The organism is Ignavibacteriota bacterium (genome assembly GCA_016713565.1).
Classification (GTDB): domain Bacteria; phylum Bacteroidota; class Ignavibacteria; order Ignavibacteriales; family Melioribacteraceae.
Genome location: JADJOX010000007.1, coordinates 787,890 through 814,156, shown reverse-complemented (window position 1 = coordinate 814,156; position 26,267 = coordinate 787,890). Strand labels below are relative to the sequence as shown.

Annotated in this window: 24 protein-coding genes; 4 read left to right on the top strand and 20 right to left on the bottom strand. The window is 31.7% G+C overall.

Going from position 1 to position 26,267, the window contains the following annotated elements; translation table 11 throughout:
* Window position 1: 1 nt before the first annotated feature.
* From gmk to IPK06_10875, 4 genes are all read right to left on the bottom strand, one after another.
* Entirely contained in the window at window positions 2–571 is a 570-nt protein-coding gene (gmk, locus tag IPK06_10890; GenBank protein ID MBK7980474.1) for a guanylate kinase, read from the bottom strand.
* Window positions 572–574: 3 nt separating this feature from the next.
* Entirely contained in the window at window positions 575–1,450 is an 876-nt protein-coding gene (locus tag IPK06_10885) for a YicC family protein (protein MBK7980473.1), read from the bottom strand.
* Between the two features lie 78 nt (window positions 1,451–1,528).
* Window positions 1,529–3,607 (bottom strand): BamA/TamA family outer membrane protein, encoded by a 2,079-nt coding sequence (locus IPK06_10880; protein MBK7980472.1) that lies wholly within the window; start codon window positions 3,605–3,607, stop codon window positions 1,529–1,531.
* Window positions 3,608–3,611: 4 nt separating this feature from the next.
* The gene (locus IPK06_10875; GenBank protein MBK7980471.1) at window positions 3,612–4,238 is read right to left on the bottom strand and encodes a L,D-transpeptidase; all 627 of its coding nucleotides are present in this window, start codon (window positions 4,236–4,238) and stop codon (window positions 3,612–3,614) included.
* Between the two features lie 201 nt (window positions 4,239–4,439).
* On the opposite strand from IPK06_10875, the gene IPK06_10870 reads away from it, so the two are divergent.
* A complete protein-coding gene (locus IPK06_10870) occupies window positions 4,440–5,090 on the top strand; it encodes a hypothetical protein (protein ID MBK7980470.1) in 651 nt (216 codons plus the stop codon).
* 57 nt (window positions 5,091–5,147) lie between these two features.
* On the opposite strand, the gene frr is transcribed toward IPK06_10870, so the two are convergent.
* The 8 genes from frr to IPK06_10830 all read right to left on the bottom strand — a co-directional run bounded on the left by frr (window position 5,148) and on the right by IPK06_10830 (window position 11,519).
* Window positions 5,148–5,705 (bottom strand): ribosome recycling factor, encoded by a 558-nt coding sequence (gene frr / locus IPK06_10865; protein MBK7980469.1) that lies wholly within the window; start codon window positions 5,703–5,705, stop codon window positions 5,148–5,150.
* Between the two features lie 36 nt (window positions 5,706–5,741).
* Complete coding sequence (locus IPK06_10860) at window positions 5,742–6,452, bottom strand: UMP kinase (protein ID MBK7980468.1); 711 nt, start codon at window positions 6,450–6,452, stop codon at window positions 5,742–5,744.
* Between the two features lie 51 nt (window positions 6,453–6,503).
* Window positions 6,504–7,373: an elongation factor Ts gene (locus tag IPK06_10855; protein ID MBK7980467.1), complete on the bottom strand. Its 870-nt coding sequence runs from the start codon at window positions 7,371–7,373 to the stop codon at window positions 6,504–6,506.
* A gap of 37 nt (window positions 7,374–7,410) precedes the next feature.
* Window positions 7,411–8,622, bottom strand: a complete 1,212-nt coding sequence (gene rpsB / locus IPK06_10850) for a 30S ribosomal protein S2 (protein ID MBK7980466.1) — start codon at window positions 8,620–8,622, stop codon at window positions 7,411–7,413.
* Between the two features lie 135 nt (window positions 8,623–8,757).
* Window positions 8,758–9,144: a 30S ribosomal protein S9 gene (rpsI, locus tag IPK06_10845; protein ID MBK7980465.1), complete on the bottom strand. Its 387-nt coding sequence runs from the start codon at window positions 9,142–9,144 to the stop codon at window positions 8,758–8,760.
* A 17-nt stretch (window positions 9,145–9,161) separates the two neighbouring features.
* On the bottom strand, window positions 9,162–9,602 hold the full coding sequence (rplM, locus tag IPK06_10840; protein MBK7980464.1) for a 50S ribosomal protein L13: 441 nt from the start codon (window positions 9,600–9,602) through the stop codon (window positions 9,162–9,164).
* Between the two features lie 83 nt (window positions 9,603–9,685).
* Window positions 9,686–10,750, bottom strand: coding sequence for a hypothetical protein (locus tag IPK06_10835; protein ID MBK7980463.1), 1,065 nt, complete (start codon window positions 10,748–10,750; stop codon window positions 9,686–9,688).
* Window positions 10,751–10,832: 82 nt separating this feature from the next.
* Window positions 10,833–11,519 (bottom strand): DUF4412 domain-containing protein, encoded by a 687-nt coding sequence (locus IPK06_10830; protein ID MBK7980462.1) that lies wholly within the window; start codon window positions 11,517–11,519, stop codon window positions 10,833–10,835.
* A gap of 153 nt (window positions 11,520–11,672) precedes the next feature.
* On the opposite strand from IPK06_10830, the gene IPK06_10825 reads away from it, so the two are divergent.
* Window positions 11,673–12,698, top strand: coding sequence for a deoxyhypusine synthase (locus tag IPK06_10825; GenBank protein MBK7980461.1), 1,026 nt, complete (start codon window positions 11,673–11,675; stop codon window positions 12,696–12,698).
* Between the two features lie 48 nt (window positions 12,699–12,746).
* Here IPK06_10825 and IPK06_10820 read toward each other — a convergent pair whose 3' ends face one another.
* Window positions 12,747–15,407: a T9SS type A sorting domain-containing protein gene (locus IPK06_10820; GenBank protein ID MBK7980460.1), complete on the bottom strand. Its 2,661-nt coding sequence runs from the start codon at window positions 15,405–15,407 to the stop codon at window positions 12,747–12,749.
* Window positions 15,408–15,652: 245 nt separating this feature from the next.
* Here IPK06_10820 and IPK06_10815 point away from each other — a divergent pair, with 245 nt between their 5' ends.
* Together IPK06_10815 and IPK06_10810 are read left to right on the top strand one after the other, a co-directional pair.
* Window positions 15,653–17,041, top strand: a complete 1,389-nt coding sequence (locus IPK06_10815; protein ID MBK7980459.1) for an aminopeptidase P family protein — start codon at window positions 15,653–15,655, stop codon at window positions 17,039–17,041.
* Window positions 17,042–17,124: 83 nt separating this feature from the next.
* Window positions 17,125–19,965: an FAD-binding oxidoreductase gene (locus IPK06_10810; protein MBK7980458.1), complete on the top strand. Its 2,841-nt coding sequence runs from the start codon at window positions 17,125–17,127 to the stop codon at window positions 19,963–19,965.
* Window positions 19,966–19,967: 2 nt separating this feature from the next.
* Here the strand turns inward: IPK06_10810 and IPK06_10805 are convergent, their stop codons facing one another.
* The 7 genes from IPK06_10805 to sufB form a co-directional block, all read right to left on the bottom strand.
* The gene (locus IPK06_10805) at window positions 19,968–20,438 is read right to left on the bottom strand and encodes an Rrf2 family transcriptional regulator (protein ID MBK7980457.1); all 471 of its coding nucleotides are present in this window, start codon (window positions 20,436–20,438) and stop codon (window positions 19,968–19,970) included.
* A 14-nt stretch (window positions 20,439–20,452) separates the two neighbouring features.
* On the bottom strand, window positions 20,453–20,989 hold the full coding sequence (locus IPK06_10800) for a BrxA/BrxB family bacilliredoxin (protein ID MBK7980456.1): 537 nt from the start codon (window positions 20,987–20,989) through the stop codon (window positions 20,453–20,455).
* A 30-nt stretch (window positions 20,990–21,019) separates the two neighbouring features.
* Window positions 21,020–21,334 (bottom strand): SUF system Fe-S cluster assembly protein, encoded by a 315-nt coding sequence (locus IPK06_10795; GenBank protein MBK7980455.1) that lies wholly within the window; start codon window positions 21,332–21,334, stop codon window positions 21,020–21,022.
* An 8-nt stretch (window positions 21,335–21,342) separates the two neighbouring features.
* A complete protein-coding gene (locus IPK06_10790; protein ID MBK7980454.1) occupies window positions 21,343–22,617 on the bottom strand; it encodes a cysteine desulfurase in 1,275 nt (424 codons plus the stop codon).
* Complete coding sequence (gene sufD, locus IPK06_10785) at window positions 22,617–23,927, bottom strand: Fe-S cluster assembly protein SufD (protein ID MBK7980453.1); 1,311 nt, start codon at window positions 23,925–23,927, stop codon at window positions 22,617–22,619. Before sufD ends, IPK06_10790 begins: the two co-directional genes overlap by 1 nt.
* Before the next feature lie 12 nt (window positions 23,928–23,939).
* On the bottom strand, window positions 23,940–24,698 hold the full coding sequence (gene sufC / locus IPK06_10780; GenBank protein MBK7980452.1) for a Fe-S cluster assembly ATPase SufC: 759 nt from the start codon (window positions 24,696–24,698) through the stop codon (window positions 23,940–23,942).
* A gap of 80 nt (window positions 24,699–24,778) precedes the next feature.
* The gene (gene sufB, locus IPK06_10775) at window positions 24,779–26,236 is read right to left on the bottom strand and encodes a Fe-S cluster assembly protein SufB (GenBank protein ID MBK7980451.1); all 1,458 of its coding nucleotides are present in this window, start codon (window positions 26,234–26,236) and stop codon (window positions 24,779–24,781) included.
* Window positions 26,237–26,267: the final 31 nt, after the last annotated feature.

The window sequence follows — 26,267 nt, the reverse complement described above, 5'->3', positions numbered from 1 at the left end:
CCTATTTGCTTAATTCTTTTTCTATAATTTTATTTACTTCTTTACTTGCTTCATCAAGATTATAATTATAAACATTATAATCGAATTTTTCTCTGTAATTCAATTCCATTTCAGCTCTTTCAATTCTTTTGGCAAAATCTTCATCCGACTCGGTTTTTCTGTTATACAAGCGTGTTTTCAGTTCTTCAATACTTGGCGGTGAAATGAAAATTAGTACGGAATCTTTATAAACTTTTTTAATATTTACCGCGCCTTTTACGTCAACTTCAAGAACCAATGAAACACCGTTATCGATTTTTTCAAAAACGAAATCTTTCAAAGTACCGTAATAATATCCAAAAAATTTACCCCATTCAAGGAACTCATCATTTTCAATTTTTTGTTTGAAAGAATCTTCATCTAAAAAAAAATAATCTATTCCATTAATTTCGTTCGGGCGTTTATTCCTTGTCGTTGCCGAAATGGAAAATACTAAATCCTTAAAATCATTTAATACATTTTTAATAATTGTAGTTTTTCCGGAACCGCTTGGAGCTGAAAATACAAATAATTTTCCTTTTTTCCCGCTCAAATTTTACTCAATATTTTGTATTTGTTCACGGATTTTTTCTAATTCTTCTTTTATAATAATACCAGCATGCGCAATTTCAGATGAAATTGATTTACTATTAATTGTATTAATTTCTCTGTTCATTTCCTGCGTTATGAAATTTAATTTTCGTCCGGAATCTTCGTCATTATCCAACGTTTCACAAAATAATTTTATATGACTTCTCAGCCTTATGCTTTCTTCAGTTATATCATGTTTTTCAGAAAGAATTGCCATTTCTAGAGTAAACCTTTCCTTATCATCAATATATTCATCGGCTAATTTCTTGGCGCGTTCCTTAAATTTTTCAAAAAATTCAACCGTGGAATTTTTAGTAATATTTTCAATTTTTGTCAATTCTTCTAAAATTTTATTGATTCTAAAAACCAAATCTTTCTTAAGTTCCAGACCTTCGGATTTTTTCATTTGATTAAATTTCTCAACAGCGGAAGAAACTGAATTTGCAATAATTTCAAAATCAATTCCGTTCGATTCTTGATTTTCCGAAAGGAACATATCTCTAAGCATTAAAATTTGATTTAACTCAATTTTCGAATCAGAATTAGTGTAGTTATTTATTTGAGTCAAAATATCAACGGCATTTTTGAGCGCATTGGAATTTATAGGAGAATTTCCGTTTGTCAACTTATTATAAGTCAAAACTATACTAAGTGTAACTTTTCCTCGTCCTATTTTATTTTTAATTAAATCTCTAATCGCAAATTCATGTTTATAAAGTTCTTTTGGAAGTTTAATGGATAGATCCAAAAAACGGCTGTTTAAACTTTTAATTTCGGTTTCAAGAGTAAAATTTTCATTTGAGAAAGCATCGGTTCCGATTCCGGTCATACTTTTCAGCATAGAGAATTTCCTAAAAGATAAGCTTTAAATTTACCCAAAATATTGATTTTATTCAAAAATAAGTTGAAATTATTATTATTAGAAAGCTTCGCCTATACCGATTTGAATTTCCATAAAATCGAAGAGTTTTCTGTTGTAAAAAGCGGTTTTACTGCTTGGATCAAAAACTTTAAAACCAAAATCCAATCTAAAAGGCGCAAAATCTGAATAATATCTGAATCCGAATCCCGAAGCAAGTGATAAACTGTTAAATCTAAATTTTGTAAAATCATTCCAAACATTTCCATAATCAAAAAATAAAGCCAAACCGATTTTTTCCGTAAAACGCTCGCGTAATTCAAATGAACCTTCAAAAAGAAAAAATCCTCCGGGTGTTATATTCCTGATAATATTTTGAATTTCACTTTGAGAAGGATCATCCGGTAAATTTCTTTTTTTTCTATTTATTAACGGCAAATCATTTGCGCCCCAAGCTCTAATTGAGTTGCTTCCGCCGGCAGTAAATCTTTGATTAAACGGAATATTTCTTTTATTTCCGTAATATGCTTGAATATTCCCGATTTTTAATTTTGTTCCGAACGCGTCAAAATAATTTGTTAAAATCGGTAAATATAAAGTTGAAGTTAACACAAACTTATAATAAGCGGATTGTGTAAAATTGTAACTGCCGATCATGCTTGCCAAATACGGAAGTGAATTTCCGTCTTCAAATAATGCGGAAAGCGAATATCCTTCGGTAGGAAAAAGCAGATCGTTCGTTTTGTTTGCCGCTAAATTAACACCAAGTACAACATTTGTGTTATTGCTTTCAATATTTCCCGAATAGAGTGAATCCAAATTATCTCGAATATATTTTTCTTTAAAAATATATTCGCTTCTCTGAAGTGTAAAATGACTGCTTAAACTGGTCAAATATATATAAGGTGGTAGTTCAAAGTTAAGATTTAATTTTGTACCGTAAATATTCGCATTCCATTCATCACGTTTTTTTTCTAATGTGTAAAACGCCTCGAGAGTAGTATTAATAAGATTTCCAAATAAAAACGGCTGTTCTATAGTCGCGCGCAAATCTGCCAAGCCGTAAATATTATCGGCAAGATTTCCGGCTTTTAGGAATTGAGTAATATTTTCTGAAGAAACCGAACTTCCGATGGTAAATTTTCTCGCGTCTCCAAAGAAGTTTTTATTTGTCCAGCTTAAACCAAAACCTAACTTTAAAGAGGTGCTTTCTGTTCTATCTCTTATCGCAATTAATTCAGGTGCGAATTCATTTAAAAGACCAACATTTGTAACAATTCTGATTGGGACATAATTAATAATTGTGTCCGCGGCGCTTCCCGTAATTAATGCGGATGAAAAAAGATTGGTTCTGTAAAGTCTAACTTGCGATAATTTTAGATTGTGGTAACTGAAATAATTTTCTGGTTCAATATTTACTATTTTTTTAATCAGGTCATCGCTGACCAAATCTTTTCCCGGACCGCTTTTCTCAACCGTTACACTGCTGATTTTATATCTGTTGCCTATATCAAAATTCATACTTACCGTAACGGAATTTGTGTAAATAGTATCAATTTCAACAATAGGCTGATCGACTTGCGCGGACATGTATCCGTTATCCTGCAGATAACTTAGAATTATATCTCGATTTTGTTCAACTTTAAAATCCGAATATTGAACCGTACTGTCAATTGAAATCATTGAACTAATTTTTGACGAAAAGGAAGGAGGGATATTTTCTAAACCCGTGATAACTAATTTTTTGAATTTTGTCGGTTCATTTTCAATAATGTTAAATGTTAAATCTGCAACTTCATTACCATTCTTGTCAATAGTATACTCAGCAGATATTTTTGTATGAAAAAAACCGTGAGCGAAATAATAACTTTTCAAAATATTTATATCGTTTGTAAGATTCAGCGAATCAAAATATGTAGCGCCTTTGCCGAAACTGGAAAAACTTGCGAGAAATTGTGATAGCCAGTTTGGGCTTTCTTTAGATACAATTATTTCTTCTAATTCAGACGATATGAAATAATCATTTCCCTTAAAGTTTATGGAAGATAGTTCAATTTTATTTTCGTTTTGAGCGAATAATGGAGCTGAAAAAACATTAAAGGTTAAAAAAAATGTGAAAGTGAAAATCTTATAATTCATGAAATTAATTTTTTATGTAAACTTTTGTTCCAATCGTAACAACAGATAAAAGTTCGTCAATATTTTCGTTGCTTAAGGCAATAGAACCGTTTGTCCAATTAAAAACGAAAGGTAAATTTTTAAATACAATGTTATATTCACCTGTTCCTTGAATTCCGATATCCGCTCCTAATTTTGTTTCGGCAAACGAACAGCCGATTTGGTCAAGATTTTTTGTAATACTTTTAAATTCATTTTGCGAAATAATATTTTCTTTCAGTGCTTCAGAAGCATCCTGTAAATTAGGATAATTTAGAAACAGCTTTTTATAATAAATATTGTTTGTATCAATTTTGCATATAAAATAACTTCCGACAGGCGTTGCGTTATCAGTTTTAGAGATTTTGTTTGAATTATTATTTCTGCCGAAAACAACATTGTAATTTTTTATTAAAGTCGTATCGCTAAATAAACTAAGCTTGTAATTTTTCCTATCAATTGAAATAGTTACATTTTTCAAGCCGGTAATATTCTTTTCCTTTAAAATTACTTCCAAAGGCTTTTCATTTAAGTTTAGTATAATTCCATAAGCAACAATACCGGAAAAGAAAAAGAGCATGCTGGCAATTATATATATAACATTTCTCAGCATAAATTATTATTAACTAAAAAATAAATCTGATTTAACCGGATAAATATAATAAATAGGAATAAGAAAATTTGGAGAATAAATTTCCTAATTCATTCAAAATATTTTACTTTTACCAAATTATTTAATTAACTTAATATGAAATAATTTAGGATTATTGTTTTTAGATTGTTACCCAATTTAAACAATAAAGTTAAGATGCAAATGAAAACAAAAGTAGTATTTTGCATTTTGTTAATATTTTCAACTCAATTACTCTCACAAGATTTTTCTGTTGGATTTAATTATTCCGGTTTAATTAGCGGAAAAAATTATAAATCCTTATCCTTTTATAATTTAGAGGCAGAATATGAATTTATGAAAGATATTTTAAGTGCTGGTTTATCTGCAACAGTAAGTGATTCAAGAATTAATAAATCATTCATTAAAAATCCTCCCCCAGATGATCCTTACGAATCCTCATTAAAAGTAGGTGTTCAAACAAAATATTTTCCTTATATAATTAAGATAGATTCGTTAATTATAAAACCGTTTATTGGAATTGAAATGGGAATTTATAATTCAATAGGTATTGTAACATATCTTAATATGCCCTCAAATTGTGCTGAACAATATTTTTTTGGAAGAAACAAAGCTGGTTTTTTCACTAATTTGAATTTTGGTAGTATTTTTTATCCAGAACAACCTCTAAGTGTTATTTTCGGTTTTAAGTTTCAAATCAATAATCCTACTGTTAAGTATGATCAACCAATTTGTTCCGAAACTGAATATGGACAAATTGGGGAGATTCGGCGTACAGAAAAGGTAAATCTTAATGTTTTAGTGTGGAATATAGGCTTTAGAGTGAATTTTTAATTTTGAGATTCAAAGACGCGACCATTTTATAAGATCGCGTCTTTTTAACAATATTAACTAAACTTCCATAATTTCAATTTCTTTGTGTTTTATCATGTCGTCAATTTTTTTGATATGCTCATCCGTATATTTTTGAACATCTTGTTCGGCGTCGTGTCGTAAATCTTCAGAAATATTTTTGTCTTTTTCCGCTTTCTTTAAATGATCGTTAGCTTCTCTTCTTACATTGCGTATTGCAATTTTAGCTTCTTCACCGAATTTTTTTACTAATTTTACTAAATCTCTTCTTCTTTCTTCATTTAAAGGGGGAATTGGAACTTTAATATTTGTACCATCGCTTATTGGATTCAATCCCAAATCCGCTGAAAGAATAGCTTTATCGATATCATTTACAACGCTTCTATCCCATGGAGTAATAGATAAAGTATGTGAATCAAGAACTGAAACATTTCCTACTTGATTTAATGGAGTCGGATTTCCATAATAATTTACCTTAATTCCGTCTAAAAGCGCGGTTGTTGCTTTACCGGTTCTAATCTTCGAGATTTCATTTCGGAAAGCTTCAATACTTTTATCCATTTTTGATTTAGCATCTTTGATTATTTGGTTGTTCATATTTACCTCTAAGATTCTTAATCATTCAAAATTTATTTACTTACTTACTTGTGTTCCAAGGTTTTCGCCGGTAACGACTTTTAATAAATTATTTTCTTTGTTCATATTAAAAACAACAATAGGTAGCTGATTTTCTTGACATAAGCTAATTGCCGTTAAATCCATAACTCTAAGATTTTTATTCATAACTTCAAGATAAGAAATTTCAGAAAACATTAAAGCATTTGGATTTTTTTCGGGATCGGAATCATAAACTCCATCGACTCTTGTTCCTTTTAAAATTACATCGGCTTCAATTTCAACGGCTCTTAATGATGCGGCTGTGTCGGTACTGAAATACGGATGTCCTGTTCCGGCTCCGAAAATAACAACTCTGTCTTTTTCCAAATGTCTGATTGCGCGTCTTCTGATGTATGGTTCAGCCATTTCATCCATTTTAATCGAGGTCATTAATCTTGTATACATTCCGGTTGTTTCAAACGCGTTTTGAAGCGCCAAAGCATTAATTACTGTTGCTAGCATTCCCATTTGATCGCCAGTTACTCTGTCAATTCCTTGTTTGCCTGCATTCAATCCTCTGTAAATATTTCCGCCGCCAATTACAATTCCAACTTGAACGCCTAAATCTTTAACTTTTTTCACTTCATTCGCAAAAAAGATTAAAATATTGGGATCAATTCCATAACCTAAATTTCCCATTAAAGATTCACCGCTTAGCTTAAGAAGTATTCTTTTGTATTTTAACATTGTTTCCTCAATAAAAAAAAAGGTCTTAAAATTTAAGACCTTTAAAAATAATTATTTTTTTTCATCGCTGAGATGAAATCGATGAAATAATTTTACAATTGCGTTAGATGAATTTTTCTTATTAAGTTCGTTAAGTATATCACCAACAGATTTTGAGTTGTCTTTAATAGAAGCTTGTTCTATTAAGCAATTTTCCTGATAATACTTATTCAATTTTCCGTCAGCTATTTTATCAAGAATTTGCTCGGGTTTACCTTCTTTTCTGGCAACTTCTTTATAAATATCTTTTTCTTTTTCAAGAATTTCTGAGGGAACTTCATTTCTAGATACATAATAAGGTTTCATTGCCGCTACTTGCATTGCAAAATCTTTACCCAAGTTTGAAACTTCATCTTTTGAAGAATCACTTACATTGTCAATTCTAATTAAAACAGCTAATTTAGAACCGTGATGAACGTAATCTACAACAACACCATTTTCAGCTTTTTCAATTAAGAATCTGGATACTTCTATTTTTTCTCCAATTTTACCTATAATTGCGGTCAATTCTTCTTGAACCGATTTTCCATTATGGGTTAATGCCAATAACTCTTCTGTATTTTTAGGCTGATGTTCAATAATTGCATCAAGAACGAAATTTGCAAAATCGATAAAATCATTACTTTTAGCCACAAAATCTGTTTCGCAGTTAACTTCAACTATTACGGCTTTTGATCCGTTATCTAAAGATTTTGTAAGAATAATTCCTTCGTTTGCACTTCTTTCAGCTCTTTTAGCGGCAACAGCAGCGCCTTTTTTTCTAAGAATTTCAATTGCCTTTTCAAAATCACCATTAGCTTCGGTTAGTGCTTTCTTACAATCCATCATTCCGGCACCGGTTTTTTCCCTAAGCTCTTTAACCAATTGCGCAGTAATTTCCATTATGATCTATCCTATATTTAATAAACAAAATTCTAAATTATTTTACTTCAGCAGCCAAGCCGGATTCTTTACTTTTAATCCACGCAAAGTCTTTTTCCATTTCTTCCTTTGATGAATAATAACAGCTTCTTGCAATTTCCTGACCATTAGCGGCTTTAAGAACATAATAATACTGTTTATCGTCTGTTGTTCCCGTAAACCATCTTTTATCATTTCCCGCATTTCTATTAACTGCGTCTATTCCGTTCAGCATAGCTTTATCGGAAGTATATCCTTCTGATCTCAAATAAGTTTTTCCGTCTTTGCCGTTATATCCAAAGAAAAATTGATTTTTATCATCGTTAAATTTGTGAAATCCGCTTTCGCCTTTATAAGATTCGCACGGAAGATAATCATCAGTGGAGGCGTCTTTTTTATCACCGTCTTTAAAATCTTTTCTTTCGCCTTTATCGTTAAATTTAACTTTTCTAATTTTTGGTTTTGCGCCTTTTTTATCTTCAGTTGTTTCTTCTTCTTGTTTTTTAATTTTTTCTTTTTCAGCAGCTTTTTCTGCTTTTACTTCGTTGTATTTCAAACTTCCTTCAATTACAGCATCGGAAAAAGCTTTAGTAATTATTTCGATAGCTCTAACAGCGTCATCATTGGAAGGAATAATATAATCAATTGGATCGGGATCGCAGTTTGTATCAACAATTGCAAATATCGGGATATTCAAACGTAATGCTTCATTAATAGCAATAGATTCTTTTTTGATATCGACAATAAAAATAGCGTTAGGCATTTTTTTCATTGTTTCAACACCGTCAAGAATTTTTCTCAGTTTATCTCTTTCTCTGGTTCTGAACAACTGTTCTTTTTTTGTTATTTTTTCAAAAGTACCATCTGATTCCATTTTATCAATTTTCTGCATTCTTGCGATACTTTTACGGATAGTTGAAAAGTTGGTAAGCATTCCGCCAAGCCATCTTTCGCTAACCCAGTTCATTCCGCTTCTTTTTGCTTCTTGCGCAATTACGCCTTTGGCTTGTTTTTTTGTACCGACAAATAAAACCGTACCGCCGTCAGAAGAAATTTCTCTAATTCTATCCGCGGCTTCTTCAATTGCTATTTGAGTTTTTTTAAGATCGATTATGTGGATTCCGTTTTTCTCCATAAAAATATATGGTCTCATTTTAGGATTCCAGCGGCGTGTCAAATGTCCGAAGTGAGCACCTGCTTCGATGAGTTGGGAAAGATCTAACTTTGCCATTTTAACTCCTGTTTTAGTCTTCTATTCTCTTCAACTTTACCTTAGATCCCTATTTTTTGGTAGGACACAGGCGGTAAATCAGAAAATATGAATGTTAATGAATAATTGATTATTATTAAAAAATTCTCAGAAATATTATCTTTTAGAGAATTGAAATTTCTTTCTTGCTTTTGGTCTACCCGGTTTTTTACGTTCAACCATTCTTGGATCTCTTCTAAGCAAACCTTCAGGTTTAATTAATTTTCTTAAATCGGGATTAATGCTAATAAGAGCTCTTGCAATTCCCAATCTAATAGCTTCGGCTTGACCGCGAACTCCGCCGCCTTCAACGTTGGCTAGAACATCGTATTTACCTAAAGTTTCGGTAAATTTAAATGGTGTAATAACATCGTCTCTATTATCCGCAACCGGGAAAAAATTTTCAAATTCACGATTGTTAATTGTAACTTTTCCAGATCCGTTTCTTAAAATAACGCGTGCAACAGCATTTTTTCTTCTTCCAACAAAAATTTTATCTGCCATTTAAATTCCTATTAATTTTATAAACTTAAAACTTCAGGTTTTTGTGCTGAATGCGGATGTTCAGAACCAGCATAAACTTTTAATTTTTTTAATAAATGTCTGCCTAATCTATTTTTAGGAAGCATACCTTTAACAGCTTCAGTAATAACGTAGTCAGGTTTTTTAGCTATTAGCTCGGTAAAAGATTTTATTTTTGCTCCGCCCGGATACATAGAGTGAGTAAAATATGTTTTCATCAACTCTCTTTTTCCCGTTACTTTTACTTTATTTGCGTTTACAACGATTACAAAATCACCGGTATCAGTATTTGGAGTGAAAATCGGTTTATGTTTTCCACGAATAACTGATGCGACTTTAGCGGCTAATCTACCCAAAATTAAATCATTAGCATCAATTACATACCATTTTTGATCAGCATCTTCAGATTTAATAAATCGTGTTAATTTTTGTTGTTTCAACTATTTCCTCCATAAAAGAGATTTTTTTAGAGCTTGTAAATATATCTTAATGAATTTGAAATGTCAAGAATTTGAAGATTAATTTATTTTTCCGGCAAATAAGAAAAATTATAGGGAATAAAAGCAAAAATTGTTTGTGGGAAAGTATCTGTTATTACTAAAAAGCCTTTTTCATCCAATTTTGCCAAACCTTCCCAATTTCTGCTGTCGTTTTCAAGCAATTTAATGTAAACCGGCTGTTTATCTGTAATTGAAATTTTATGGTTTTTTAGCTCAAATTCTACAATTCTTTCAACCGCTTTGGAATTTTTATGTGTTTTTCCAATTCCATGTCTTATGAATAATTGATCTTCCGCCGGAATTAATTTTTTCCCATCTTTTGGAAATAAGTAATTTATTGCCCAAAATTTTCCGTTTTCATCAATAATTGTTGCATCTGTAATTCGATATTCAACATTTGGAAAATTTATTTTTTCTTGAATTTCCAAATTATTATTAAAAATATTAACAAAAGTATTTGGATTAACATTTTTTCCGTTTGCTTCATATATGGGTATAATTGTATCGTTTTTAGAAGCGATTGCTTCACAACTCAAATTAAATATTTCTGCCGAAACCGGAATATTCTTTATTGAATTTTTGTCCAATGAAATGGTCTTATTTGTTGAATCGATATCCCCTGAAATTATTAATGATTGCATTTCACCGTTTTTCATACTCTCGATTGTAAGAAAAATTTTATTATCAATTACTGAAATCCCTTCGAATCCGGAACCTTCATTAAAATATTTATCCAGATCGGATAAATCGATTTTAAATGTTTTTGGTGAAATCACGTTACTAGCGTTACTAAAAAGATAATTATTAATTTCGCCTTTTTTTATGTAATAGATAATGCCATTTTCATTTTTAGTTAAAAAATTTGGATATTGAGGAAGTAAAAGTAAAAAATCATTAAACCAGCATAGTCCGGATATTTCCGATTTTCTTTCCGAAATTTCTCCTTCTAAAGAAATTATCCTCGGTTCAATTTCGTCAATTATTTTGAATGTGGATTTCTCTGCATCAAAAATTTCTTTTGTTGATGAACAAGAAATAATAATGAATAATAAAATTATAGTAATGTATTTAGAAAAGTAATTTTTCATATCAAATAAAAGGCTGTAAAAAAATATAAATTTATTATAAAATGAAATTTGTAATTAATATTCTTTACGGCCTTTAAAAATTTTACATTCCAGGAATTTTCATTTCATTATAATCAGCAGGAACTTCAAATAGATTATTATTTAATGTCTGCTTGTTTATTTCAACTGCTTCAAAAGTAGAAACAATTTCACCGTCGGAATCTTTCGTTATTACCTGCAATGGAAAATATCCTTGGTTTTTCATTGAGTTTCCCCAAGCAGGCGTAAATCCCGCGCCCATTGGGTTTTCCATAAACATAAAATTACCCAAATCACTTGTTATCCATGCTTCCACTTCATAATTGTCATCGTCAATTTCACTTTTATTTATCCATTGTTCACAATCGTAACCTAATATGCTTTTAGTCTTACCGGTTTTATAGTTCTCAAATTTAAACTCTTTTTTGTCTTTTTCTTCTTCAGCATTTTTTTTGAACATATCACCGAGTTTTGTAAATATCGAATTGTTTAAATTCATATACATTTTATCTTCGGGCATTAAGATGTATGAATTATCTTTTCTATAAATAAATATTGCAGAAACATTTTCATCATCAAACATGGAAATTCTAAAATTTCCTTCTTTTAAAAAGTATTCCATTAAGTGAGATTCTTCTTCGTCATCGGTTATTTTGAACTTAACTTTTCCCTCAAAATAATTCTGCGCATTTGTTAATATTGCTGTTGAAATAAAAAGTAGTAGCGCGGTTTTTAATATTTTGCTAATCATTTATCCTCCATGAATTTAAATTCTTTATAAAACTAAACTAAGTTAATATAAATATTTTTGCGTAAAAACTAAATTGGAATTATAATTGAGTTTTTAATTTTATAAAATGTAAAAATGATTTATTTTTGTGCCACAACATAAAGGAGAATATAAATGCAAGAAAAAAAGGATTTTTTAAAAGGTGTTATTGAACATATTGACATAAAAGAACATAATGTAATTAAGTTGGTTGATTCGATGGAAAAAATGGCATTTTCGGCACGTGATCTTAACAGAGCCGCAAGAATCTATAATATGATGTTAGAAGATAAAAACTGTTCCGTAATTTTAACTTTAGCTGGTAGTTTATTTAGCGCGGGATTGAAAAAGGTAGTTTTTGATTTAGTAAATAATAATATGGTTGACGCAATTGTATCGACTGGCGCTATAATGGTTGATCAAGATTTTTTTGAAGCATTGGGCTTTAAGCATTATTTAGGAACTCCGTTCAGCGATGATAATCAATTGAGGGATTTGCATATTGATAGAATTTATGATACTTATATTGACGAAGACGAACTAAGAATATGCGATGAAACAACGGAAAAAATATTTAACAGTTTGGAGCCGAAGCCTTATTCATCAAGAGAATTATTGTGGAACTTTGGAAAATATTTGGATGAAAACGGCGGTCCTAAAGTTGATGACAGCGTAATTTATGCCGCGTATAAAAAGAACGTTCCAATATTTGTTCCTGCGTTTTCGGATTGCTCCGCCGGATTTGGAATTGTTGTTCACCAATATAATAATCCGGATAAACATGTGTCATTCGATTCCGGAAAAGATTTTCTTGAATTGACAAAAATTAAATTAAACACAAAAGAAACCGGAATCTTTATGATTGGCGGCGGTGTACCGAAAAATTTCACGCAAGATATTGTTGTTGCCGCCGATATTTTGCAGGAAGATTCACCGATGCATAAATATGCCGTACAAATTACTGTAGCCGATGAAAGAGACGGCGCGCTCTCTGGTTCAACTTTAAAGGAAGCAAGTTCATGGGGAAAAGTTGAAACTACTTATGAACAAATGGTTTATTCCGAAGCCACAATAGCTATGCCTTTAGTCGCCGGATATGCTTATCACAAAGGTGCTTGGAAGAACAGAGAAAAAAGAGAATTCCAAAAATTATATTTGTAAATAATATTCAATAAACCTCCGAGATTTTTAAAACCTCGGAGGTTTGTATTACTTCAGTAAAATCATTTTTTTCGTTGTATTAAAATTATCCGATTCAAGTCTGTAATAATAAATTCCGCTTGTTAAATTATTTGCGTCAAAATTTATAGAATATTTTCCATTTACTAAATTTTTATTAACTAATGTTTTAACCAATTCTCCGGTAATGTTGTAAACACAAAGTTTAACGTTTTGTGTTTTAGGAATTGTAAAATCAATTGATGTACTTGGATTAAAAGGGTTTGGATAATTTTGGCTTAATGAAAATTCATTTTCAATTTTTATATTATCATTAACATCAACTGAGCCGTTGGCTTTTCCAATAAATAAGCCTCTTCCGTGTGTGGCAACTGCAATAGTTCCATCCAATGTTCGGGCATCAAGATATTCAACCACTACATTTCCGATTTTATCGGATGCTTCTTGTTCCCAAACAGTATTTTCCGCATTTAAATTAGTTGTTGAATATAAACCTGTGCTTGTTCCGATAAAATAATACTTTGTTCCATTGTAAGGTAAAATTATAGCCGATCTTATTGAAGGTCCCGGATTAGTATCGGTACCGGTTAAATTTCCTTCAACAGCAGTATAATTTTGTCCGCCGTCAACAGAATGATATAAACCAACTATATTGTAATTTGAAAGAACAACTAGAATTTCATTTCCATTTTCGGGATTAATTGAAATACTGTGAACATAGGTACCACTCGGAGCATTGCTGATTGAAACATCTGTAAAACCATCAGTTGCTGTATGCGCATTTTCTAATCGATAAAGTTTAGGCACATTCTGATTATTATAGCCTGCATAATATAATACGTGTTCAGGAGTTTTGGTAGAAACACCCATCGCAGTAATTGTAAAATTAGTTGGCATTGCTAAACCTTGAACTTCCGACCAGTAATTAGTAATGTCATACGCATCGTTCTGTCCGCGTATATCGTTATTCCGCCAAAGTTTATTTCCTGCAGGATAATACATATATCTTTCTGTAGGAACCGGATCTATTACAAAAGGATTAATGAATAATTGATCAGTTGCGTCATCAGGAGTTACATCTGTTGTATTTGCGTTCCATTCTAAATTACCCTGTGTATTATACTTGAATCTGTATATCTTTCCATTATAAATTGAGGTATAAGCATAAGTGGATGAAGCTAAGTAACAATGTGAGCCGTCACCCGAACTAAAATCTGTGCTGTTTGCGGTTAAATCATTCCACCTGAAAAAAGGTGTTCCATTATCTTGCGTTCCGCCGATAATTCTAAAATCATCCAGCTTCTTACTTATACTAACAGTATAAAATTGCGTTACATTGTATCCGTTATTTTTATCTATCCAAGGAAAATAATCAGAATATGATTCATCCGAAATATTGCTTGTAAAACTCAAACCGCCGTCATGACCTACCCAAACATTATTACTATTTAATGGATCGAAAGCAATTACGTGAATATCAGGATGTAAATTAGGATAAAAGAATTCCGTAGGATGATATCCTCCAATCCAATTTAATTTTTGATCCGTAATCAAAGTGGAAAAACCATTTGTTGATCTGAATAAACTTGTTCCGGCTATTAAAACAAAATTATCATTATCCGGTTTAACTGCCATTGCAAGATCATAACTTCCTTGCGTGTAAAGGTGACCTTGTAATTTAAAAGAAGTTGATTCAAATTTCGGTAAGTTGGCTGATAAGTTTTCAGTTACAGAATTATCTGTACTAAGTTTGTATAATTTCACATTTTCATTATTATCATTAAAAGTCTCACCGGTAAATGTAAGAATATAAAACACTGGTGTAGCAAGTTTTGATGTTGCTAAAACACTTCTATGATGTACAGTAGGAAAATCAGCGGGAGTAATATTTGTCCAACTCGAGCCGTCATTATTTGATTTATAAACTCCGGGTGGATTTACTTTTGTATCGTTATAACCGTATTCGGAAATTACACCAATTAATGTTCCATCCGTTTTAACAATAATATCGCTGAAATAATGATCATTTAATCCTCCTAATGATGTAGTAAAATTTGCGCCGCCATCAGTCGATCTTATAATTCCCAAGCCGTTTGCGACCGCAAATAAAGTACCTGTAGTTGGATGAATTAGAAGTTTTGACATATAATCAAAATTGGAATCCCATTTGGTTGGATTACTTTTGGAATTTTCGATTGAACTCCATGTTTCGCCGTTATCTGTTGATTTATATAAACCGTTTCCGTAATATCTTGCTGTAAATCCTCTGTCGGATGCGCTGTTTCCGTTCAACTCTCCGCCGCATGCATACCAATTATTTGTAAATCCGTTTCTAGGGTCTTGAACAATAGATGTAATGCTGTAGGCTTCATTACTACTTTTCAACTGCCAAGTTGCACCCTTATCCGTTGATTTCCAAATTCCTCCGGAAACTCCGCCTGCTATAACTATATTTGAATTTGTAACATCTATTGCTAAAGCTCGTGTTCTGCCGCCAACGTCATTGGGTCCAACTTCATTCCAATCAAATCCAGCTGTATTGGATTTTAATAAATTATCTTTTTTCGGTAATTTTTTTGCAAAATCCAGCTCACGATTTCTAATATTATCAGGAATATTATTTGTATTTGGGTCACGCAGCATGTTAAAGAAATATTTATCTCTAACAATTTTTCTTTCTTTTCTACCCAATTTTTTAAAATGAGATTCGGATTTAGAATTTATACTATTAGTGTATAGGTCAAAGGAAGAAAATAAAACAACGAAGGATAATAAAAAATGAACAAAATAATTTTTGATATATTTTTTCATAATTAAATTCACCGATTTTGTTAAAAAAAATTGTGGAAAACAAAAAATAAAAACTTTATAATAACATTTCTTAATAGTAATTTAATATATAAAATGTCAATTTGTCAAAAATTTTAGGAGCAAAAATGTTTATAAAAGAAATTTATGTAGAGCGACGAAATATATTAAAGAAAAAATTCAAAGACGGCATACTCTTATTTCTTGGGAATAATGAATCTCCAATGAATTATGCGGGCAATACTTATCAATTTAGGCAGGATAGTTCATTTTTGTATTACTGGGGAATAAACGAACCAAATTTGGCAGCAGTAATAGATATTAAAAAAAATAAAGAAATAATTTTTGGCGATAATAGAAGTCTTGACGATATTATCTGGATGGGTTTTGACGATACAATTGAAAATAAAGCCGAAAGTGTGGGAGTTGCAAACACCAAACCTATGGAAAAATTATGTTCCTACATTCAGAAAAAAAATTCCCGAGGATATGAAATTCATTACTTACCGCAATATAGAGCGGATAATATAATTTTGCTTCATAATTTGCTTAAGATGAAAATCGACGAAATTAATAAAAATGCCTCACTTAAATTAATTAAATCGGTGATTCAGCAAAGATTGATAAAATCTGACGAAGAAGTTGCGGAAATTGAAAAAGCCCTCGAAATAAGTTACGATATGAATTTAACCGCAATGAAAGAAATTAAAGCGGGAATCAAAGAAAGGGAAGTTTGCGGAAAAGTTAATGGAGTTGCGGTTTCCAAAGGAAATGGAGTTTCTTTCCCAATTATTTTTTCAGTTAACGGTGAAATTTTACACAATCATTCTCATGAAAATATAATGGAAAATGGTCAAATTGCGGTATTAGATTCCGGCACCGAAACGTCACTAGGTTACGCGAGCGATACAACAAGAACAATACCCGTTAGCGGTAAATTTACAGATAAGCAAAAAGAAGTTTACAATATAGTTCTTCAATCTCAGCTCGAAGCAATTAAAATGATGAAACCTGGAGTAAAGTACAAAGAAATTCATCTTCATGCGGCAAAAGTAATTGCAAAGGGATTAAAGGAACTTGGAATAATGAAAGGCAATACAGATAAAGCCGTAAATGATGGCGCGCATGCTTTGTTCTTTCCACACGGTTTGGGACACATGTTAGGATTAGATGTTCATGATATGGAAAATTTAGGAGAGGACTATATCGGATATGATAAAACTTTGAAACGAAGCAATCAATTTGGTTTGGCATATTTAAGATTTGCAAAACCGCTTGCGCAAGGTTATGTTCTTACTGTTGAGCCCGGAATTTATTTTATTCCCGCGCTTATTGATAAATGGAAAAGCGAAAAGAAATTTGTGAAATATATTAATTATAAAAAATTAGAAGAGTACAGAAATTTCGGCGGAATTAGAATCGAAGATAATGTTTTGATAACTAAAGACGGAAACAGAGTTTTAGGAAAACCAATTCCGAAAACAATTGAGGAAGTTGAGTCGGCGTGTTCTAAATAGTAATTAAATTAAAATGGAATATCATTTTGGTATTCCATTTTTTATCGATTAAAAACTTTTCAATTACTCCTTGAAATCTGCAAATGTTAAAAGAAAACTATAATAAATTATTTAACGATTTAAAAAGTAAATTCCCTCCCAACAGGTTATTTAATGATGAATTAAACACATTGGCTTATGGTACCGACGCGAGTTTTTACAAACTGACTCCCAAAATTGTAGTTAAAGCAAAATCTGAAGAGGAAGTAATTTTTGTAATAAATAAATGTCGTGAGTTTAATATCCCAATAACATTTCGCGCGTCCGGTACAAGTCTATCAGGACAATCAATATCCGATTCGGTTTTAATTATTGCCGATAGATCGTGGAATAAAATAAAAGTTTCTGAAGATGGATCAAACATTGTACTTCAACCCGGAGTTCTTGGAATTAACGCAAATAGAGCTTTGTTAAAATTCAATAAAAAAATTGGACCTGATCCGGCTTCAATAAACGCGGCAACGGTATGCGGCATAGTTTCAAATAACGCAAGCGGAATGACAAGCGGTACGAAATTTAATGCGTACAATACTATTAAAAATGTAAGAATTGTTTTGGCAAACGGTAATGTTTTGGATACGGCGAATTCATATCAGCAACCACAGTTTATTAGAGACAATGAAGAGTTTATTGTAAATCTGCTTAGAATAAAAAAGGATTTGCAGCAAAGTAAATTTTTAACTGATAAGATTAATGAAAAATATAAAATTAAAAATACAATGGGATACGGCATTAATTCGATTATTGATTTTTCCGATCCTTTTGAAATTATTAAGCATTTAATAATTGGTTCTGAAGGCACATTGGGATTTATTTCGGAAGTAACTTTAAATACTGTTGATTCCTATCCTAATAAAGCGACTTCACTAATAATATTTCCGAGTATTTCAGCCGCTTGTTCTGTAATTCCGATTTTAAATGAACTGCCAATTGATGCGGCTGAGCTTATGGACCGAGCATCATTAAAATCTGTCGAAGATAAAAAAGGAATGCCGATATTTCTAAAATCTTTAGATGAGAATTGTTCAGCACTTTTAATTGAAACTTCAGCGCTAAATTTTATTGAACTCGAAAACAATATCGAAAAAATAAAGTCCGCACTTAAAAATGTAAAAACAATTTTGCCAATTGAGTTTACAACTGATAAAATTGAATTCACCAAACTTTGGAATGTTAGAAAAGGTTTGTTTACTTCAGTCAGTAAATCCAGACGTTCCGGTACGACCGTAATAATTGAAGACATAAATTTTAAAACCGTTGATTTGGCAAATGCAGTAAACGATCTTCAATTATTATTCAAGAATCATCAATACTTTGAAAACATTATTTGGGGACATGCTCTTTCCGGTAATATTCATTTTGTTTTATCTATTGATTTTAATCAAAAAAATGAAATTGAGCGATACAATAAATTTATGAATGACGTAGTTGAATTGGTTATAAAAAAATATAACGGTTCACTAAAAGCTGAACACGGAACGGGCAGAAATATGGCCCCGTTTGTAAAATACGAATGGGGCGATGAGATATTTTCAATAATGAAACAGATAAAAAAAATATTTGATCCGATGGGAATTTTAAATCCCGGAGTATTAATAAATGACGATTCAAATATTCATTTGAAAAATTTGAAACCGACTCCAATTGTAAATGATATAATTGATAAATGTATTGAATGCGGTTTTTGTGAGAATAATTGTCCTTCAAAAAATTTAACTTTAACTCCAAGACAAAGAATATCCGTTTGGCGTGAAATTCATAAGTCAAAATCTAATAATGAAAAAAATACTCTTGTTAATAATTTGTATAATTCATTTAAATATTATGGTGATGAAACTTGCGCGACAGATGGTTTGTGTGAGTTAAGCTGTCCTGTTGATATTGATACAGGAAGGTTGATTAAAGAAATTAGAAATTCCGAAATTACTAAAGAGCAAAGTATCATTGCAGAATTCATTCAAAAACATTTTGCATTTGTTGTTTCGTCAATAAAAATTTCACTCAATTTTGCTTATTTAGCAAAAAGTATTTTTGGTAATAACGCATTAGTAAAAATTTCTACATTATTTAATAAAATAACTAATAAAAATATTCCAATTTGGATAAAGGAAATTCCTCCAAATTCAAAAATTAATTTCAAAGAGTCTAAGCACAAATCCGATTCGAAAAAAGTTGTGTATTTCCCAAGCTGTATAAGCAGAACATTTGGTAATCAAATTTCTTCCGAATATAAAGAAGAATTAGGTTCTGTTATGGAAAAATTATTGAACAAAGCAGGATATGAAATTTATTATCCGGAAAATATAAATTCACTTTGCTGCGGAATGCCATTTTCAAGTAAAGGATTTTTTAATGAAGGCGATAAAAAAAATACGGACTTGATTTCCAGTTTGATGAAATCAAGTGCTAATGGCAGTATTCCAATTATTTTTGATACAAGTCCATGCGCAAAAACAACAAAAGATAAACTTGAACTACATAAAGAATACACGTTGAAAATTTACGACAGCATAGAATTTATACATGATTTTCTTTTGGATGAGTTAGATTTTAGCCAATCTGATAAGCCGATCACTGTTCATTCAACGTGCAGCGCTACAAAAATGGAATTACAAGAAAAGCTTATTACAATTGCAAAAAGATGCAGCAGTAATGTTTATGTCCCTGAAGAGATCAACTGCTGCGGCTTTGCTGGCGATAGAGGATTTACATTCCCGGAACTAAATGAATCTGCATTGAACGGATTAGAAAAGTTTGTAAGCGAACATAATTGTAAAAATGGATATTCCACAAGCAAGACATGTGAAATTGGACTAACCAAGTACAGCGGTATTAATTATCAATCAATTGTTTTTTTGGTTGATGAATGTACACAAACAAAATAAGTTTAACTTGCTTGCTGCAGATCAATTTTTTTTGCTGTTTCTTCAAAAACGGTTTTTTCCGAATTTAGCAGATCCTGTAATGTTAAGTTATTCATTACCTGGTCTATAGATTTTTGAATTAGCTGCCAGAATGATCTAATTGAACAATCCGTTGAATGAGTACATATCACTAAATCAGGACTGTGTATTTGACAGTAAGTCGATTCAAAAAATTTTCCGCCCAAAATATTCATTACGTCACCAATCAAAATATCCTTTGGATGCTTGGTTAACGTATATCCGCCGTTTCGTCCTCGCTCACTGTCCAAATAGCCGTTAAGTCTGAGTAGTCTTAAAGTTTTTGCAACATTATCTTCGGAAATTCCTTCATTATTACTAATATCCGGAATAGTCAATCCTATTCCGGAATCGTAAGAATTTCCAAGTCTAACTAAACATCTCAAACCATATTCTTCTTGCGATGTAAATTTCATGTTAGTAATCTAAATTATTCTTCATTTAGGGGAATTTTTGAACCGCACATTTTTGCATGAATTAATTTATCATACTTTTCTTTTGAAATTGACGGTCCGTTATTTTTGCAATTATCTGAAAACACTTTCTGAAGAATTTCGGCAATTTGTTCCGGAGACCTGCCTTCAATATGATGCCTAGGAAGCATAAAAATCACTTCGCCGTTTTTTATAAGTGCCGCGGAAGGTGAAGACGGAGGAAATTTGGGCAAATATTTTTCTCTTACTGTCGCAACGGCTTCTTTATCCTGTCCGGCAAAAACGGTTACAATGTTATCCGGTATAATATTGTTTTGTAATGCCAATGAAACAGCGGGTCTTGCGCTGCCAGCTGCGCATCCGCATACGGAATTGATGAACACAAATGTTGTTTCATCATTCTTTTTTGATAGTACCGCATCAACTTGATCAGAGCTGGTTAATTCTTTAAATCCAACATAAGTAAGTTCATCTCTCATTGGCTGCACCGCTCGTGGATCGTACATTGGTGAAGAGTTATTTATTTCAAACATTTTACGCCTTTCTATTTTTGTTATAATTTATTATAAAAAACCTAAATTCAATTTTGCTTCATCGCTCATCATATCCTTATTCCATGGCGGTTCCCAAACTAAATTGATTTTAACATCTTTAATATCCTCAATATCTTTTATTCTTTGTCTTACTTCTCCTGGCAAACTTTCCGCAACAGGACAAGAAGGCGAAGTAAGCGTCATAGTAATTTCTACGTTTGCTTCTTCATCAACTTTTATATTATAGATCATTCCAAGTTCGTAAATATTAACCGGAATTTCAGGATCATAAACAGTTTCCAGCACGGAAATTATTTTTTGCTCGATATAACCTTTATCAATCATTTTATTACCTAAGAAAACATTTTTTTTACTTTTAAAAGCGCATAATATAATTGATCGATCTCTTCAATTTTATTATACAGGGAAAATGAAGCTCTGGCAGTTGCCGGTAAACCAAATCTTTTAATTAATGGCATTGTACAGTGATGACCGGTTCTTATTGCAATACCGTCTGTATCAATTATTGTCCCAATATCATATGGATGAATATCTTTAATAATAAATGAAATGACAGATGCTTTTTCTTTCGCTGTTCCAATTATCTTAAGTCCTTCTATTTGAAGCAATTTTTCCGTTCCATACTTCAATAATTCGGATTCATGCCGCTCTATTTCAACGGGATCAAAAGAAGTTAAATAATCGATAGCCGTTCCAAGCGCAATTCCACCAACAATATTTGGAGTTCCGGCTTCAAATTTTTGAGGTAAATCATCATAGGTTGTACCTTCAAATGTTACTTCTCTAATCATATCTCCGCCGCCTTGGAATGGAGGCATTTTATCCAAAAATTCTGTTTTACCATAAAGTACGCCAATCCCGGTTGGACCAAAAACTTTGTGACCTGAAAAAACATAGAAATCACAGTCTAGATTCTGAACATCTACTTTTACATGTGAAACGGCTTGGGCTCCGTCTAAAACAACGGGAATATTATATTCGTGAGCTTTTTCAACAATTTTTTTTACAGGATTAATTGTGCCGAGCGCATTTGAAATATGTACAATTGAAATTAATTTGGTCTTCTCTGAAATCAATTTTTCATATTCTTCAAAAATGATTTCACCTTTATCATTTATGGGAACAACTTTTAGTTTTAGATTTTTTCTTTCGCAAAGCAGCTGCCAGGGAACAATATTAGAATGATGTTCCATATATGAGATTATTATTTCATCACCTTCGGAAAAATAATCTGTTCTGCCAAGTGAATTTGAAATTAGATTTATACCTTCGGTCGCGCCGCGTACAAAAATTATTTCAGAAACGCTCATTGCGTTTAAAAATTCTTTTACTTTCAATCTTGCGTTTTCATATGATTCAGTCGCCAACTCGCTAAGAAAGTGTAAGCCTCTGTGAATATTGGCGTTTTCATACGTATAATAATTAGTTATTGTATCAATAACTGATTTCGGTTTTTGAGAAGTTGCCGCGTTATCCAAATAAACTAATGGTTTACCGTTTACAAATCTGCTCAAGATAGGGAAATCTTTTCTTACATCATCGACGGAAAACTTTCTGAAAGTTTTTGTTTGTCTTGAACTATATTTTACATCAATGTCAAAATTCATTAAAATTCTTCTCTGCGTAAATGTTCAAATATTAAGTGATTTACTTTTTCTTTTATTTGTTCAATCTTAATTTCGTTAACTACATCATCAATAAATGCTCGTATAAGCATTGATCTTGCCGCTTCAGCAGAAACTCCTCTTGAACGTATATAAAAATACGCTTGTTCATCGAGCTTACCGACTGTTGCGCCGTGCGAACATTTTACGTCATCAGCATAAATTTCCAATTGCGGCTTAGCGTCAATGCTTGCCTCATTTGAAAGCAGAACAGATTTATTTGACTGAAAAGCGTTAGTTTTTTGCGCAATTTGATCGACTAAAATTTTTCCTGAAAAAACCCCTTTAGATTTATCATCTAGAATACCTTTATAAAGTTCATTGCTAACACAATTTGGTTGTGCGTGATTGATAAATGTATGGTGATCAATATGCTGATCTTCATTTCCCAAATACAATCCGTAAAGGTGCAGTTCAATATTCTCACCGTCTAACTTTGCGTTTATGTCATTTCTATTAATTTTGCTTCCGAAAGCAAGTGAGAAATGATTAAATACGCTTGATCCGGTCTGATGAATATCCGTTTTATCAATGTGGTATGCGGTATTGGATTCGTTTTGCAATTTTATAAAATTAACACGAGAATTATCCTTAACATAAATGTCAGTTATAACATTTGTAAAATATTCATCACCGTTAGTGCCTACAAATTCATAAATAATATTTGCCTCGGTGTTTTCTTCAGCAATAATTAAGTTTCTTGGCTGTACAAGCGGTTTTAAATTATCATCAACATTAATATTTATAATATGTATAGGCTTTTCAACCGTAACATTCTTTGGAATATGAATAAAGAAACCATCATAGGTAAATGTGTGATTGAGCAAGGCAAACGAATTTAAATTTTCATCCAAATTTATGGTGTATTTACGGATCAATTCGTTCTTTGATTTTAATTGAGAATAAAAACTGTCAACAACAACATCACTTTCCAAATTATTTAATTTTGATAAAACCTTGTTAAATATTCCATTTACAAAAACCAGTAAATGTACTTCTAAATTAGAAATTATATTTTTATCTAAAGATAATTTTGTAACATCTTTATTTGCATTTGGTGAAGGAACAAATTCGTGATTTAAGATAGGCGAAATATTTGTGTACTTCCACTCCTCATTCTTTTTTGTTGGAAACTCAGAAACTTCAAACATTTTTGCAGCGTTAGTTCTTAACTCACTTAATTCATCAATATTTGCTTTTGTGAAATGTTGGAAATTCTCTAAATACCATTCTTTAATATTATTATTCTTCATAATCAAGTTGCCTTACACCAATTCTGTTTGTTCTTTAATAATCCAGTCGTAACCTCTCTCTTCAAGTTCAAGAGCAAGATTTTTATCGCCTGATTTTACAATTTTACCTTTATATAAAACATGAACAAAATCCGGCACAATGTAGTCAAGCAATCTTTGGTAATGAGTAACAAGAATTACAGCATTATCTTTATTCTTAAATTGATTAACTCCATGCGATACAATTTTAAGAGCATCAATATCAAGACCCGAGTCGGTTTCATCTAGAATGGCTAATTTTGGATTAAGAGTAAGAAGCTGCAAAATTTCATTTCTTTTTTTCTCGCCGCCGGAAAATCCTTGGTTTACAGAACGGCTGATTAAAGAACTATCCATACCCAAAACAGCGGCTTTCTCCTTAATTAAGTTTAAAAATTCTTTAGCCGAAATTTCGTCTTGTCCGTTATGTTTTCTTATTTCGTTTATAGCGGTTTTAAGAAATGTTGAATTACTTACTCCAGGAATTTCGATTGGATATTGAAACGCTAAGAATAATCCTTCTCTTGCCCTTACATCGGGTTCCATTTCAACAATATTTTTGCCATTGAAAATTATTTCACCATCTGTAACTTCGTAAGCTTCATGTCCGGCTAAAACATTTGCCAAAGTACTTTTACCTGATCCGTTAGGACCCATTATTGCATGTATTTCTCCGGCGTTTACATCTAAATCAATTCCTCTTAAGATTTCTGTTCCTTCAACATTTGCGTGAAGATTTTTGATAATAATCATTTATTTTCCTTTTTTACTTTTCAATTTTTATTTCTTCTACTTCGTTCAGCATGAAAATTAATTTTTCAAAATAACATTCTTTACCCTACGCTTCCTTCAAGACTAATTGCAAGAAGTTTTTGCGCTTCAACTGCAAATTCCATCGGAAGTTCATTAAATACTTCCTTACAGAAACCATTTACAATCATATTAACGGCATCTTCCGTAGAAATGCCGCGTTGATTAAGATAAAATATTTGATCTTCACCAACTTTAGATGTTGTTGCTTCATGTTCAACAGTAGCTGTATTATTACTAATTTCCAAATAAGGGAAGGTATGGGCACCGCAATTGTTTCCCATCAGCATTGAATCACACTGGGAAAAATTTCTTGCATTTGCTGCGTTTTTACCTACTTTAACCAATCCTCTGTATGAATTATTACTTTTTCCGGCGGAAATTCCTTTTGAAACTATAGTACTTCGTGTGTTCTTTCCTAAATGAATCATTTTAGTTCCTGTATCAGCCTGCTGGTAATTATTAGTTACGGCAACTGAATAAAATTCGCCCACCGAATTATCGCCTTGTAAAATGCAGCTTGGATATTTCCATGTAATTGCAGAGCCGGTTTCAACTTGTGTCCACGAAATTTTTGAATTATTTCCTTTGCAAATTCCTCGTTTAGTTACAAAGTTATAAATTCCGCCTTTACCTTCTTTATCACCGGGGAACCAATTTTGAACTGTAGAATATTTAATTTCGGCATTATCTAAAGCAACTAATTCAACAATTGCAGCATGAAGTTGATTTTTTTCTCTTAATGGTGCGGTACAGCCTTCTAAATAACTTACATAACTATTTTCATCGGCAATAATAAGAGTTCTCTCAAATTGTCCGGTATCCATCGAGTTTATTCTAAAGTAAGTTGATAGCTCCATCGGACAGCGAACTCCTTTTGGAATATAAACGAAAGATCCGTCGCTGAAAACAGCGGAATTCAGAGTAGCAAAATAATTATCAGTTTGAGGAACAACCGAACCTAAATATTTTTTTACCAATTCGGGATGTTCTCTAATTGCTTCCGAAATCGAACAGAAAATTATTCCTTTTTCGGCAAGAGTATCTTTAAAAGTTGTCGCAACCGATACCGAATCGAAGACGGCATCAACTGCAACGCCGGATAATCTTTTTTGTTCTTCCAATGGAATGCCAAGCTTTTCGAAAGTCGCTAATAATTCAGGGTCGACTTGCTCTAAACTTTCAAGTTCAGGTTTCTTTTTTGGCGCTGAATAATATTTCAAATCTTGGTAGTTTATTTTATCTTTTTTAATTTTTGCCCAATTAGGTTCTTCCATTGTAAGCCAATGTCTGTAAGCCTTTAATCTCCATTCAGTCATCCATTCGGGTTCATTCTTTTTTATAGAAAGCAAACGAATTATATCTTCGTTTAATCCTTTTGGAAATTCATCTTCTTCAATTTCGGTAACAAAACCCCACTTATATTCATTATTGGTATGTTCTTCAATTATTTTAATATCTTCACGCAAATCTTCACTCATTTTCCAGCCTTTTTATTTTCTTAAGTAAAAT